Genomic DNA, 14037 nt, shown 5'->3' with positions numbered 1-14037 from the left:
CCGCGTACCGGCAGGTGGGGAACGGGCGCGGGACAATGGCACCGTGAAGGTCATCCACGCACGGAACCGGGGCTGAGACACGACATGGGACGAGTCACGGAACGACGCAAGGTGATCCGCGTCCGGGACGGCGCCGTCTCCGCGCGCCCGGACACGCTGGTCGCCGAGGAGCCGTTGGAGATCCGGCTGAACGGCAAGCCGCTCGCGATCACCATGCGCACCCCCGGCGACGACTTCGCGCTGGCCGCGGGGTTCCTGGTCAGCGAGGGTGTCCTCGCCCGGGGCGCCGATCTGCGGAACATCGTCTACTGCGCGGGCGCGACGGCCGACGGGGTGAACACGTACAACGTGGTGGACGTGCGGACCGCCCCGGAGGTGGTGATCCCCGACATCACGCTGGAGCGGAACGTGTACACCACGTCGTCCTGCGGTCTGTGCGGCAAGGCCAGCCTGGACGCGGTGCGCACCACGGCCCGCTGGCCGATCGCCGACACTCCCCCGGTCCTGGTCGCGCCCGAGCTGCTCGCCCTGCTCCCCGACCGGCTGCGGGCGGCGCAACGGGTGTTCGAGCGGACCGGGGGTCTGCACGGGGCGGCGCTGTTCTCCGAGACCGGCGAGCTGCTGGACGTCCGTGAGGACGTGGGGCGGCACAACGCGGTCGACAAACTGGTCGGGCGGGCGCTCCAGAACGACGCGTTGCCGCTGTCCCGGACGATCCTGCTGGTCTCCGGGCGGGCCTCGTTCGAGCTGGCGCAGAAGGCGGTGATGGCCGGTGTCCCGGTGCTCGCGGCGGTCTCGGCGCCGTCGTCCCTCGCGGTGGACCTGGCGGCGGAGACCGGCCTCACCCTGGTGGGCTTCCTGCGGGGCGCGTCCATGAACGTGTACGCGGGCGAGCACCGGGTCGCCCTGGAGACCGCGCCCCGGGCCTGACCGGCTCCCCGGCCTGACCGGCTCCCCGTGTGACCGGCACAGCGCCTCTGCGCGAGGGGGCCCCGCCTCGGCGGAGGGTGGCCCGCGCCCTCGGACCGCCCTGGGCCGAACGGCGTTTCAGCCGGCAGCCGTCCCGGTCGCCACCGTCGTGCGGGGCTCCTCGGTCGGCTCGGGACGGGTGACCTCGTCGCCGTTCTCGTCCATCTCGTCGCGGGCCCGGCGTTTGGCGATCACCGCGCAGACCATCAGCTGCATCTGGTGGAAGAGCATCAGCGGCAGCACCGCGAGCGAGGCGTGGGCGCCGAACAGGACGCTGGCCATGGGGAGTCCGGAGGCGAGCGACTTCTTGGAACCGGCGAACTGGAGGGCGACGCGGTCCCGGCGGCCGAAGCCGAGCGCCTTGCCGCCGTACCAGGTCAGGGCCAGCATCGCGGCGAGCAGCACGGCCTCCACGACCAGCAGTGCGCCGAGCCGCACCGCGCTCACCTGGTGCCAGATGCCCTGGACCATGCCGACGCTGAACGCCGTGTAGACGACGAGCAGGATCGAGCCCCGGTCGACCAGGCCGAGCACCTTCTTGTGCCGGGTGAGGAACCCGCCGATCCAACGGCGCAGCAGCTGGCCCGCGGCGAACGGCACCAGGAGTTGCAGCACGATGTCCAGGAGCGAGTCGGCGGAGAAGCCGCCCGCCCCCGCGCCGAGGAAGGCCGCCGCCAGCAGGGGGGTGACGAGGATGCCGACGATCGAGGAGAAGGAGCCCGCGCAGATCGCCGCAGGCACGTTTCCGCGGGCCATGGAAGTGAACGCGATCGACGACTGGACGGTCGAGGGGACCAGCGTGAGGAAGAGCAGGCCCTGGTAGAGCGGCTGCGTCAGCAGCACCGGGACCAGGCCCCTGGCGGCCAGGCCGAGCACCGGGAAGACGACGAACGTGCAGGCCAGGACCGTGAGATGGAGCCGCCAGTGGCGCAGCCCCGCGACCGCCTCGCGGGTGGAGAGGCGGGCTCCGTAGAGGAAGAAGAGGAAGGCGATCGCGGCGGTGGAGGCGCCCGAGGCGACATCGGCCGCAGTCCCTCGCGCGGGCAGGAGGGCCGCGAGCCCGACCGTTCCGAGGAGCAGGAGGATGTAGGGATCGATCGGCATCCGACTCGGCCACTTCAGGCGTTTCAACGGTGCTCCACGTGCTGGTTGCTGTGCGTGCTCTTGCCCGGGGCCGAGAAGCGGGGGCCCCCGCTCATGGTCCTCCTTCCGCCCTTGATCGGGAATCCGTCATACCGCTCTGACTGTGATCGCCTTATGCGATAACCGGTACGGTGGCGGTATGTACGACCCCTCTCACCTGCGGACCTTCCTCGCGGTCTCCCAGACGCTGAGCTTCACGCGGGCCGCGCGGCGGCTCGGGCTGCGCCAGTCGACGGTGAGCCAGCATGTGCGGCGCCTGGAGGACGCGACGGGACGGCAGCTGTTCTCCCGGGACACGCACTCCGTGGAGCTGACGGAGGACGGGGAGGCCATGCTCGCCTTCGCGCGCCGCATTCTTGAGGTGCACGAGCAGGCCACGGCGTTCTTCACCGGGACCCGGCTGCGCGGCCGGCTGCGGTTCGGCGCCTCGGAGGACTTCGTGCTGACCCGGCTGCCGGAGATCCTGGAGGGCTTCAGGAACGACCACCCGGAGGTCGACCTCGAACTCACCGTCGAACTGTCGGGCACCCTGCACGAGCAGCTGGCGGCGGGCAAGCTCGACCTGGTGCTGGCCAAACGGCGCCCCGAGGACCCGCGCGGCGAGCTGGTCCGCCACGACGAACTGGTCTGGATCGGCGCGGAACGCCTCCGCCTCGACCCGGAACGCCCGCTTCCGCTGATCGTCTACCCGCCGCCCGGCATCTCCCGCGCCCTCGCCCTGGAGGCCCTGGAGCGACAGGGCCGCGCCTGGCGCATCGCCTGCACCAGCGGCAGCCTCAACGGCCTGATCGCGGCGGCCCGCGCCGGGCTCGGCGTGATGGCGCACTCGCGCGGTCTGATCCCGCCCGGCCTGGTCCGCGTCCCCGACCGCTTCGCCCTGCCCGAGCTGGGCCGCGTCGACTTCGTCGTGGTCCACGGCCGACGCCGCCCCACCACGGCCCACGGCCCGGCGGACGCCCTCGCGACAGCGATCCTGGGCGGCGGCGACCGACTGCGGGGGCGCCGCGTCGACGCCGGGTGAACGGCGGCAACGACGCCGAGGTGACATCGGGCGAACGGCGTTGAGGCGACGTTGGGTGAACGGCGCCGGAATCCGCTCCCCGGGCGGACGCGGCGGCCGCCCGTCCGGCCGGTAGGTGCCCTGGGTGCCCGCCCTGGTCAGGCCCCCTGGAGCGGCTCGCGCGGGGATGGCAGAATCGGTGTCAGCAACGGCCCGGAAGCGGGTCCCGACCGGCCGGGCAGGACGCTCCCGGGGCGGTGCGTGGGCCGTACAGATTCGGTGGAGATTACGGGTCCGAAGCTTACTCAACCGTCAGGTGCCGGTCGGATAACTGTCCGACCCTTCCCCATGTGCCCCCATTTTCCCGGCAGTTCTGAGCGCCCGCTCGCCTTCCGGACGACCGGTGAGCCCCTCCCGGGCCGGGTCCGGTTGGGGTAGCTTTCACCGCGCTGTGCGGAGCGTCACGAAAAGCGGGGAGCGGGGTTTGCGCGAGTTCACCAACCCTCCAGTGGCGTCGGCACCGCCGGTGGGCGGCCTGGCCGACGATGTCTTCCAGCGTGCCCAGGACACGCCGCGCCATATCGCCCTCGGCCGCAAGGACGACCGGGGTGAGTGGCGCGACGTCACCTCCGCGGAGTTCCGCGACGAGGTCCTCGCCCTCGCCAAGGGGCTCCTCGCCCGGGGCGTACGGTTCGGCGACCGGGTCGCGGTGATGTCCCGCACCCGCTACGAGTGGACGCTCTTCGACTACGCGCTGTGGACGATCGGCGCGCAGGTCGTGCCGGTCTATCCGACGTCGTCGGCCGAGCAGTGCTTCTGGATGCTCTACGACGCCGAGTGCACGGCGGCGGTGGTGGAGCACGAGGACCACGCGATGACCATCGCCACCGTCATCGACCGGCTGCCCCGGCTGCGTCAGCTCTGGCAGCTCGACGAGGGCGCCGTGCGGGAGCTGTACGACGCCGGCGCCGCGATCGACGACGACGTGGTGCACCGGCACCGGCAGGCGGTCACCCCGGACTCGACGGCGACGATCATCTACACCTCCGGCACCACGGGCCGCCCCAAGGGCTGTGTCGTCACCCACGGCGGTTTCATGTGGGAGGCGGACACGGTCATCGCGGGCTGGTCCCCGGTGTTCCACGCCAAGAAGGGCGACGAGGTCTCGACGCTGCTGTTCCTGCCGCTCGCCCATGTCTTCGGCCGGATGGTGCAGGTCGCGGCGGTCCGGGGCGGGGTCCGCTTCGGTCATCAGCCGCAGCTCAACGCGGCGGCCCTGCTGCCCGACCTGGCCGCGTTCCGGCCGACGTTCATCCTCGCCGTGCCGTACATCTTCGAGAAGGTCTTCAACGCCGCCCGCCGCAAGGCCGAGAAGGAGGGCAAGGCCGGGCCGTTCGAGAAGGCCGTCGACATCGCCGTGCGGTACGCGGACGCGGTGGAGGCGAAGGCCTGGGGCATCGGTCCCGGTCCCTCGGCGGGACTGCGCATGCAGCACCAGGTGTTCGACAAGCTCGTCTACGCCAAGGTGCGGGCCGCGATGGGCGGCCGTATCCGCAACGCCATGTCCGGCGGCTCCGCCATGGACCGCAGGCTCGGCCTGTTCTTCGCGGGCGCGGGCGTCCAGATCTACGAGGGCTACGGCCTCACCGAGTCGACGGCGGCCGCGACCGCCAACCCGCCCGACCGCACCCGCTACGGCACCGTCGGCCTGCCGGTGCCCGGGGTGACCGTGCACATCGCGGACGACGGCGAGATCTGGCTGAACGGCCCCAACGTCTTCCAGGGCTATCTGAACAACCAGAAGGCCACCGACGCCACCCTGCACGACGGCTGGCTCGCCACCGGTGACCTGGGCTCGCTGGACGAGGACGGGTATCTCACCATCACCGGGCGCAAGAAGGAGATCCTGGTGACCTCGGGCGGCAAGAGCGTGTCGCCTGGGGTCCTGGAGGAGCGGGTCCGCGACCATCCGCTGATCAACCAGTGCATCGTCGTCGGCAACGACCGCCCCTACATCGCCGCCCTCGTCACCCTGGACCCGGAGGCGGTCGAACACTGGCTGACGATGCGCAACAAACCCCGGCTCTCGGCGGCCGAGCTGGTGCGGGACCGGGATCTGGAGACGGAGGTGCGGCGGGCGGTGGTCGCGGCCAACACGCTGGTCTCGCAGGCCGAGTCGATCCGCACGTTCCGTATCCTCGCGCGGCCGTTCACCGAGGAACACGGGCTGCTGACACCGTCGTTGAAGCTGAAGCGGAAAGCGATCGAGACGGCCTACGAGAAAGAGGTCGACGCGCTCTACCGGGCCTGATGTTCGACCGGTCGGTCACGGTCCCGCGTGCACGGGGTCACACTTCCGGCCTATTCGGCGGTCAGGAATGCATCACGGCTCGTGATCGTTGACGATGGCAGTGACATCTGTCGGCAACCGAAGGATCAAGAGCCCGTGAGCAGCAAGGTCCCCCCGATCACCCTGAACAACGGCGTCGAGATGCCCCAGCTGGGCTTCGGTGTCTGGCAGGTGCCGGACGACGAGGCGGAGCGGGCCGTCGCCACCGCCCTCGACGCCGGGTACCGCAGCATCGACACCGCGGCGATCTACGGCAACGAGAAGGGCACCGGCCGCGGCATCGCCGCCTCCGGCCTGGCCCGCGAGGACGTCTTCGTCACCACCAAGCTGTGGAACAGCGAGCAGGGCTACGACTCGACGCTGCGCGCGTTCGACGTCTCCCTCGGCAAGCTCGGCCTGGACTACGTCGACCTGTACCTGATCCACTGGCCGGCGCCGGACCGGGACAGCTACGTCGACACCTACAAGGCGTTCGAGAAGCTGCACGCCGACGGCCGCATCCGCGCGATCGGCGTCTCCAACTTCCTGCCGGAGCACCTGGAGCGGCTGATCGCCGAGACGTCGGTGGTCCCGGCCGTCAACCAGATCGAGCTGCACCCGCAGCTCCAGCAGCACGCACTGCGCGGGCTGCACGCCGAGCGGGGCATCGCGACCGAGGACTGGTCGCCGCTCGGTTCCGGCAAGGGGCTCCTGGAGGTGCCCGCGATCGTGGCGATCGCCCGCAAGCACGAGCGTTCGCCCGCCCAGATCGTGATCCGCTGGCACCTCCAGATCGGCAGCATCGTGATCCCCAAGTCCGTGACGCCGTCGCGGATCAAGGAGAACATCGACGTCTTCGACTTCACCCTGGACGACGAGGACCTCGCCGCGATCGCCGCGCTCGACGAGGACCGCCGCGTCGGCCCCCACCCGTCGGAGGTCAACTGACCTGCCCGAGGCACGCGTTGAGGACATAGGCGAAGGCCGCCCGCACCCGCGCAGGACCGGGGAACGGGCGGCCTTCTGTCCCTCTCGGACGATCCGGCTCCTCAGATGAGCTGGCCCCGGGTCGCCTTGAGGGCGTCGACGGAGGCGCCACCGTCCACGAGGGACCGCGCACCGGGGCGTGGGGCGAGGCAGGCTGGGTAGGTGGCGCCCTGTGCTTCCCACCGAGGCACCGGCCCTGGGCGCCGCACCCCCAGGCCCCCCTTCGGCCTCAGAGTCCTCGGGCAGCCGTGTGGAGGGTGTGGGCCGACAGGGTGAAGACGTCGGGGCGGTGGTGGACGCTTGCCTTGTCGTTGGGGTCGGTCAGGCGGGTCAGGGTGGTCAGGTCGTCGGTGTCGAGGTCGGTGGCGAAGTTCTCGCGGGTGCGGGTCAGGACCGCGGCGATGTGGGTGCGGACCCGGTCCGGGAGCGGGGCCGGCAGGTCGAGGAGGAACGTGCGTGAGCCCGTCGGCCGCAGCCCCGCCGCCCGCATCAGCGCGGCCCAGTCCTCCGTCTCCGGCACGCTCCCCGGCAGCTCCGCCCGCATCCGTGCGAACCTCGCCTCCTCGATGACGTCGATCCGGGCCTGGAGGCCGGGTCTGCCGATGCCGATGTCACGCGGCAGGAAACGGGACGGGAGGCCGCCCTCCACCAGGGCCAGCGTGCCGCCGGGTGCGAGGCGGGCGGCGAGTCCGGCGATCGCGGCCCGTTGGTCGCCGAGGTGATGCAGGCTGCGGCTGGCCCAGATCAGGTCGGCCGGGTACTCCAACGCGTCGAGGACGGAGGGGAGTTCACCGGTCAGGGTGTCGAAACGGTCGCCGTGCCCTTGCCGGTCGGCACGCGCCCGGGCCCGTTCGAGGAGCGGGGCCGAGCTGTCGACGGCGACGACCCGGGCCCCGGGAAACGCCTCGGCGAGCAGCCCGGACAGCACCCCGGGTCCGCTGCCCGCGTCGACGACGAGGCCCGGCTCGGTCTGCTTGCCGGTGAGCCACGCCATCGCCCGTTCGTACAGGGGCGTGAAGACCTCGGCCTGTGACTCCAGGTGGTCGGCCAGTTCGGCCCAGTCGAGGTCGGAATGGGCGTGTTCGTAGTCGTGTTCGTGCTCGTGCGCCATGGGCAGCCTCTCCTCTGATGCCGCTCCACCCTGCATCTCCGTACCCGCTGTGTGCCAGCGGGATTGCCGGAACGGCAAAACCACCGGCAAAAGACGTCAGGGCCGGACCTTATCGGCCCGGCCCCGACGGTGGTGCGGGTCTCAGCTCACGACAGCGGCGGGTACGCGTTCGCCATCAGCTGCTGGAACTGTGCCGAGAACCAGTGCCCGGACAGCGGGGCGTTCGGCAGGGCGCCGGACATGTTGTTGTTGTTGCGGGGGTTGCCCGCGTACGTCGGGTCGCACATCTGGTCGAAGCCCTTGCCCTCGTCGTTCGGGATGGCGGAGCTGGAGCCGTCGGACTCCCCCGGCGGCTTCATCCAGACGTAGGCGTCGATGCCGGTGGCCGGGGCGGCCGTCGGGCGCTCACCGAGTCCGGCACCGGCCTGGTTGCACCAGTTGCCGACGTGGATACGGCGGTCGTAGCGGCCGCCGTCGACGTAGGTGTCGACGCTGGTCTGGGCGCCGGGTCCGGCGGGCCGGGCGGAGCCGCCCCAGCCGTTGCGGGAGGTGTCGATCAGCATGCCGATACCGGAGTTGAAGCCGACGGACACCAACTGGTTGCGGAACGCCTGCGCGTACGACTGCTCGTCGACGTAGCGGTTCCAGTCGACCCACTTGGACTGGCGCACGGAGGTGCCGCCGACGCTGTCGTTGATGGTGTAGTTGTTCTCCTTCAGGGCGCTGTAGTTGGCCGTGTTGGTGATGAAGCCGGCGACGTCGTCGACGGTCGCGCCCTCGCTGGTCGCCGCCTGCTTGAACAGGGTCGCCGACGGGGCGAAGTTGTCGTCCCAGCCGAGCCAGCCGTGGTGTCCGGCGTCGATGTAGTTGTAGACGTTGGGGATCGCGCCGAGCTTGTTCAGGGCGTAGCCGACGCCCTTCACGTAGTTGCCGTTGGCGAGCATGGTGTTGCAGTTGGCGGTGGCGGTGGCGCGGCTGCCGGTGTTGGTGATGAGGTTGGGCAGCGAGTCGATCTCGACGGTGGTGACGATCCGCAGCGAGCTGTACTTGGTGTCGGCGAGGATCGCCGCGATCGGGTCGATGAACTGTGTCTTGTACTTGTCGATCTCCGTCGGGCCGAGTTCGCCGTTGGAGGCGAGGGCCGCGCAGTCACGTCCGGGCAGGTCGTAGACGACGAGTTGGACGACCTCCTCGCCGGTGCCCTTCTGGGCGAGGGCCGCGTCGAGGTGCTGGCGCAGGCTCATGCCGCCGCTGACGCCGTTGATCGCGGCGATGCGGTCGAGCCAGACGCCGGTGGGCTGGTTGGAGACGCGGGTGCCGCCCGGTTCGGCGGCGGCCTTCGCGGACCACTCGGGGTTCACGTACACCTTGGCGCCGGCGTAGGGGTTGTCGACGCGCGCGGTCGGGCTGCCCGGGTCGGTGGGGGCGCTGCCGCCGCCGTCGTCGACGTTGCAGACCACGCCGTCCAGGGTGAATGTGGTGGGGATCGCGTTGGTGCCGGTGTAGGAGGCGTTGAACCCGAAGCTGACCGAACCGCCGTTCGCCAGCGGGGCGTTGTAGCTCTCGTTGGTGGCGGTGACGGCGGTCCCGCTCTGGGTGACCTTGGCGCTCCAGAAGCTGGAGACCTTCTGGTTGCCCGCGTAGTTCCAGCCGACCGACCAACTGCTCTTGGCGGCGCTGTTGTTGGTGACGGTCACGGCTCCGGTGAAGCCGCCGTCCCACTGGCTCTGCACCGAGTAGGCGACGGTGCACGGGACGGCGCTGATCCCGGCGTCACCGGGGACGGCGGCGGCGGCCGTCCCGGAGGCCCCGGCGACCAGCGCCAGGGCGGCGAGTATCGCTGTTTTGCTACGGCTCATGAGTGCGAGTTCCCTAACTCCGTTGGGGGTGTGTTCCGTTGGGGGTGTTGTCGCGCGTTGCGGATCGTTTTCTCCGTTGCGGATCGTTTTCTCCGTTGCGGATCGTTGCTCTGCGGTGCGGATCGCTGTCGGCCGCGGTCGGCCGACGGCGGTCATCCGTTCAGGGCGCGCAGATGGTCGCGCAGCCCGGCGCCGAACGACGTGGGGGTGCCGTCGTAGGCGGAGATGAGCGCGGGACCGGAGGAGCAGTCCCAGGTGTTCCAGGTCCAGCCCAGGTAGGACAGGCCCCGGTCGTCGAACCACTTCATGACCTGGTCGACGAAGGAGTGCGCGCAGGTGTTCTCGCCGATCTCCCCGGCCACCAGCGGCACCTGAGCCGCGACCGGGGCCAAGGTGCTGTCCCAACAGCTCGCGCTGGAACAGGTGTTGAAGTTGTAGACGTGGTAGGCGGCGACGAGATTGCCGGTCGGGTCGGCGGGCTTGTAGGTCAGCCACTGGCTGAGGTCGTTGGAGTAGGCGATCCCGCCGGCCAGCACGACGTTCCTGGCGCCGGTCGCCCGGACGGCGTCGACAAGGTCCTGCATGCCGGCCACCTCGTAGCCGATGCCGGGGCAGGTGCCGCCGTCGCGCCAGCACTGCCAGGCCTGGGTGGTCGTGGCGGTCGCGCGGTCCGGGTAGGGCTCGTTGAAGAGGTCGAAGGCGACGGCCTGGTCGTTCTTGAAGGTGTTCGCGACCGAGGACCAGAACGACGGCGCGTACTGCATGTCGGGCATCGGCTTCTGGCAGGTGGCGTGGACGTCGGAGCAGCCCGCCGAGTTGCCGGTGTACTGGCCGTAGGACCAGTGGAGTTCGACGATCGGCGTCATGCCGTTCGCCTCGACGCGGGCCACGAGCGCCTTGACCGCGTTGATGTAATTGGCCCCGGCGTACTCGGGCTTGATGTTCGAAAGGCCCAGCCAGCACTCCTCGTTGAGCGGGATGCGGACCGTGTCGGCCTTCCAGTCGGCGATCGCCTTGACGGCCGCGTCGTCCACGGGGCCGTCCCAGATGCCGTATCCCTGGACGCACGCGAACTCGCCACCGGAGCGATTCACGCCGAGCAGGCGCCGGCCCGTGCCAGCGGCGTCCACGAGCTTGTTCCCGGACACGTGCAGGGCCGGTGCCGCCGCGACGGCGAGCGCCTCGGCCGACCCGGACCGGCCCGAATCGACCGCGCACGAGGCGCCGTTGGAGCCCGGCACGGTCGCCGCCGTGCCCTCGGCCAGCACCGTGCATCCGGGGGTGGCCGCTGCGGCCGCGGTGACCGGCGAGATCGCACCGGCAACCAGGCCCACAACGGCCCCGACGGCGAGAAGTACAGAACGCGGGGGGTGTCGCATGAGCGACTCCTTGCAGCTCAGGCGCGTCATGAGCGACGCGTCGACTGATGGAACCGCTCCCACTGGTGTGAACGAAGTTAGCGCCGAGCGACCGCAAAGGACAGGGGAGTTGCGGACATTTCCTTAGCACGCCCCTTCGAATCTTTTCGACTCTTCACGCACCTTGACCGCTTCCACCCCCGTCTCCACTATGGGAGCGCTCCCACTGGTTCACGGCTTGTTTGCTGCTCGGCCCCCCACTCCCCTTTCAGAGCCGCAAGGAGGACCAGCACATGCACCCCAGCAGGAGACGCCGGGTCAGAGGACGGCTGTGGACAGCCACCCTCGCCGCCCTGGCTCTTCCCCTCACGATGCTCGGTACCGGGACAACTCCCGCACAGGCGGCGGCACTTCAGTGCAGCGTCGACTACACGACGAACGACTGGGGTTCCGGCTTCACCGCGGACCTGACGCTCACCAACCGTGGCAGCGACGCCATCAACGGCTGGACGCTCACCTACGGCTACGCGGGCAACCAGAAGCTGACGAGCGGCTGGAACGGCACCTGGTCGCAGTCCGGCCAGTCGGTCACGGTCCACAACGCCGCGTTCAACGGGACGATCGCGGCCGGTGCGGCGGTCTCCACGGGTGCGCAGTTCACCTACAGCGGCACCAACACCGCGCCGACGTCCTTCGCGATCAACGGCACCACCTGCGCCGGCGCGCACCAGCCGCCGTTGACCGTGCTGACCAGCCCCACGGCCGGTGCGATCTACTCGCAGGGGCAGGCCGTGCCGCTGGCGGCGACCGCGGCGGCGGCCGACAACGCGACGGTCAGCAAGGTCGAGTTCTACGACGACACGACCCTGCTGGGCACCGACACCAGCGCGCCCTACACGCTCTCGACCTCCAGCCTGTCCGTGGGCAGTCATTCGCTGGTGGCGAAGGCGTACGACAGCCTCGGCGCGTCCGGCGCCTCCACGCCGGTCGGCATCACGGTGGCCGCGGGGCCCGCCCTGGTCGCCTCACCCACTCAACTGGGCGTCCAGCAGGGCACGTCGGGCACCTTCTCGCTGGCGCTCTCCGCGCAGCCGAGCGGCACTGTCACGGTGAGCACCGCCCGCACGGACGGCGCCACGGGACTGTCCGTCACCGGCGGCGCCGCCCTCACCTTCACGTCGGCCAACTGGAGCACCCCGCAGAACGTGACCGTCACGGCCGACGCCTCCGGCACCGGGACGGCGACCTTCACATCGACGGCGACCGGGTACGCCAAGGCGACGGTCACCGTCACCGAGCTGGCCGCGTCGAAGACGTACGACGCGCGGTTCCTGGATCTGTACGGGAAGATCACCAACCCGGCCAACGGCTACTTCTCGCCCGAGGGCATCCCGTACCACTCGGTCGAGACGCTGATCGTGGAGGCGCCGGACCAGGGCCATGAGACGACGTCGGAGGCGTACAGCTATCTGCTGTGGCTCCAGGCCATGTACGGCAAGGTCACCGGCGACTGGTCCAAGTTCAACGGGGCGTGGGACCTCATGGAGAAGTACATGATCCCCACCCACGCCGACCAGCCGACGAACTCCTTCTACACGGCGTCCAAACCGGCCACCTACGCACCGGAGTTGGACACCCCGAACGAGTACCCGGCCAAGCTGGACCCGGCGGTCCCGGTCGGCTCGGACCCGATCGCGGGCGAGCTGAAGTCGGCGTACGGCACCGACGACGTCTACGGCATGCACTGGCTCCAGGACGTCGACAACGCCTACGGCTACGGCAACGAACCGGGCAAGTGCGAGGCGGGGCCGACCGCGACGGGGCCGTCCTATCTCAACACCTTCCAGCGCGGGGCGCAGGAGTCGGTGTGGGAGACGGTGCCGCAACCGACCTGTGACTCCTTCACGTACGGGGGCAGGAACGGGTACTTGGACCTGTTCACCGGTGACTCGTCCTACGCGAAGCAGTGGAAGTACACCGACGCCCCGGACGCCGACGCGCGTGCGGTGCAGGCCGCGTACTGGGCCGATGTGTGGGCGAAGGGGCAGGGCAAGGGGAGCGATGTCTCCGCGACCGTCGGCAAGGCCGCGAAGATGGGCGACTATCTGCGCTACGCCATGTACGACAAGTACTTCAAGAAAATAGGCAGTTGTGTCGGTCCTTCGACCTGTGCGGCCGGGACCGGCAAGGACGCCTCGCACTATCTGATGTCCTGGTACTACGCCTGGGGCGGTGCCACCGACACCAGCGCGGGCTGGGCCTGGCGGATCGGCTCCAGCCATGTGCACGGCGGCTACCAGAACCCGCTGGCCGCGTACGCGCTCAGCTCGTACGCCGACCTGAAGCCCAAGTCGTCGACGGGCGCGGCCGATTGGGGTACCTCGCTGACCCGGCAGCTGGAGTTCTACCGCTGGCTCCAGTCCAACGAGGGCGCCATCGCGGGCGGTGCGACCAACAGTTGGGCGGGCCGGTACGCGACGCCGCCTTCGGGGACGTCGACGTTCTACGGCATGTACTACGACCAGCAGCCCGTCTACCACGACCCGCCGTCCAACCAGTGGTTCGGCTTCCAGGCGTGGTCGATGGAGCGGGTCGCCGAGTACTACCAGCAGACGGGGAACGCCGCCGCCAAGACGGTCCTCGACAAGTGGGTGGACTGGGCGCTGTCGAAGACGACGATCAACCCGGACGGCAGTTTCCGGATTCCCTCCACCCTTCAGTGGTCGGGTCAGCCCGACACCTGGAACGCGTCAACTCCCGGCGCCAACAGTGGACTTCATGTGACCGTCGCCGACTACACCGACGATGTCGGGGTGGCCGCCGCGTACGCCAAGACGCTGACGTACTACGCGGACCGCTCCGGTGACGCGGACGCGAAGAGCACGGCGAAGGCGTTGCTCGACGGGATGTGGGACCACGACCAGGACGCGCTGGGCATCGCCGTGCCGGAGACCCGCGCGGACTACAACCGGTTCGACGACACGGTGTACGTGCCCAGCGGGTGGACCGGCACCATGCCGAACGGGGACGCGATCAACTCGTCGTCCACGTTCGCCTCGTTGCGGTCCTTCTACAAGAGCGACCCGGCCTGGTCGAAGATCGAGAGCTATCTCGCCGGTGGCGCCGCGCCGGTCTTCACGTATCACCGGTTCTGGGCCGAGGCGGACATCGCTCTGGCCATGGGCTCGTACGCGGAGTTGTTGGAATAGCCCCCGCCAAGTGCTCCGGGGCGGCGGGGAGTTGAGGTGCGGCGCGCTCCCTGTGGGGCGTGCTCCTCACCC

The 14037-nt window shown here is 70.1% G+C and carries 9 protein-coding genes; 5 read left to right on the top strand and 4 right to left on the bottom strand.

The genetic code is table 11. From position 1 onward, the window contains the following. Positions 1-84: 84 nt before the first annotated feature. Positions 85-930 (top strand): formate dehydrogenase accessory sulfurtransferase FdhD, encoded by an 846-nt coding sequence (fdhD, locus tag ACIQOU_RS06880; RefSeq protein WP_401534497.1) that lies wholly within the window; start codon positions 85-87, stop codon positions 928-930. A gap of 117 nt (positions 931-1047) precedes the next feature. Here the strand turns inward: fdhD and ACIQOU_RS06875 are convergent, their stop codons facing one another. Further along, positions 1048-2073 (bottom strand): bile acid:sodium symporter family protein, encoded by a 1026-nt coding sequence (locus tag ACIQOU_RS06875; protein ID WP_401534496.1) that lies wholly within the window; start codon positions 2071-2073, stop codon positions 1048-1050. 178 nt (positions 2074-2251) lie between these two features. On the opposite strand from ACIQOU_RS06875, the gene ACIQOU_RS06870 reads away from it, so the two are divergent. The 3 genes from ACIQOU_RS06870 (at position 2252) to ACIQOU_RS06860 (ending at position 6389) form a co-directional block, all read left to right on the top strand. After that, positions 2252-3133, top strand: a complete 882-nt coding sequence (locus tag ACIQOU_RS06870) for a LysR substrate-binding domain-containing protein (RefSeq protein ID WP_401534495.1) — start codon at positions 2252-2254, stop codon at positions 3131-3133. A gap of 463 nt (positions 3134-3596) precedes the next feature. Beyond that, positions 3597-5423 carry an AMP-dependent synthetase/ligase gene (locus ACIQOU_RS06865; RefSeq protein ID WP_401534492.1) on the top strand — a complete coding sequence of 609 codons (1827 nt, stop codon included), beginning with the start codon at positions 3597-3599 and terminating at the stop codon, positions 5421-5423. Positions 5424-5558: 135 nt separating this feature from the next. Continuing rightward, positions 5559-6389, top strand: coding sequence for an aldo/keto reductase (locus ACIQOU_RS06860; RefSeq protein WP_401534490.1), 831 nt, complete (start codon positions 5559-5561; stop codon positions 6387-6389). Positions 6390-6657: 268 nt separating this feature from the next. Here ACIQOU_RS06860 and ACIQOU_RS06855 read toward each other — a convergent pair whose 3' ends face one another. The 3 genes from ACIQOU_RS06855 to ACIQOU_RS06845 form a co-directional block, all read right to left on the bottom strand. Next, the gene (locus tag ACIQOU_RS06855) at positions 6658-7539 is read right to left on the bottom strand and encodes a class I SAM-dependent methyltransferase (protein WP_401534488.1); all 882 of its coding nucleotides are present in this window, start codon (positions 7537-7539) and stop codon (positions 6658-6660) included. Positions 7540-7685: 146 nt separating this feature from the next. After that, entirely contained in the window at positions 7686-9398 is a 1713-nt protein-coding gene (locus ACIQOU_RS06850; RefSeq protein ID WP_401534486.1) for a glycoside hydrolase family 6 protein, read from the bottom strand. Between the two features lie 152 nt (positions 9399-9550). Further along, positions 9551-10777 carry a glycoside hydrolase family 5 protein gene (locus ACIQOU_RS06845; protein ID WP_401534485.1) on the bottom strand — a complete coding sequence of 409 codons (1227 nt, stop codon included), beginning with the start codon at positions 10775-10777 and terminating at the stop codon, positions 9551-9553. Positions 10778-11049: 272 nt separating this feature from the next. On the opposite strand from ACIQOU_RS06845, the gene ACIQOU_RS06840 reads away from it, so the two are divergent. Then, positions 11050-13965: a glycoside hydrolase family 48 protein gene (locus ACIQOU_RS06840; protein ID WP_401534484.1), complete on the top strand. Its 2916-nt coding sequence runs from the start codon at positions 11050-11052 to the stop codon at positions 13963-13965. The last annotated feature ends 72 nt before the right edge of the window (positions 13966-14037 follow it).

Source organism: Streptomyces sp. NPDC091279, from assembly GCF_044757465.1.
In the GTDB taxonomy this organism is placed as follows: Bacteria; Actinomycetota; Actinomycetes; order Streptomycetales; family Streptomycetaceae; genus Streptomyces.
The sequence above is the reverse complement of the archived record's forward strand: the minus strand, read 5'-3'. Positions and strand labels throughout refer to the sequence as shown.

What these genes read in the sequence shown, in the direction of transcription:
- fdhD (WP_401534497.1), top strand. Translation starts at nt 85, where the DNA reads ATGGGACGAGTCACGGAACGACGCAAGGTGATCCGCGTCCGGGACGGC.
- ACIQOU_RS06875 (WP_401534496.1), bottom strand. Translation starts at nt 2,073, where the DNA reads ATGCCGATCGATCCCTACATCCTCCTGCTCCTCGGAACGGTCGGGCTC.
- ACIQOU_RS06870 (WP_401534495.1), top strand. Translation starts at nt 2,252, where the DNA reads ATGTACGACCCCTCTCACCTGCGGACCTTCCTCGCGGTCTCCCAGACG.
- ACIQOU_RS06855 (WP_401534488.1), bottom strand. Translation starts at nt 7,539, where the DNA reads ATGGCGCACGAGCACGAACACGACTACGAACACGCCCATTCCGACCTC.
- ACIQOU_RS06850 (WP_401534486.1), bottom strand. Translation starts at nt 9,398, where the DNA reads ATGAGCCGTAGCAAAACAGCGATACTCGCCGCCCTGGCGCTGGTCGCC.
- ACIQOU_RS06845 (WP_401534485.1), bottom strand. Translation starts at nt 10,777, where the DNA reads ATGCGACACCCCCCGCGTTCTGTACTTCTCGCCGTCGGGGCCGTTGTG.
- ACIQOU_RS06840 (WP_401534484.1), top strand. Translation starts at nt 11,050, where the DNA reads ATGCACCCCAGCAGGAGACGCCGGGTCAGAGGACGGCTGTGGACAGCC.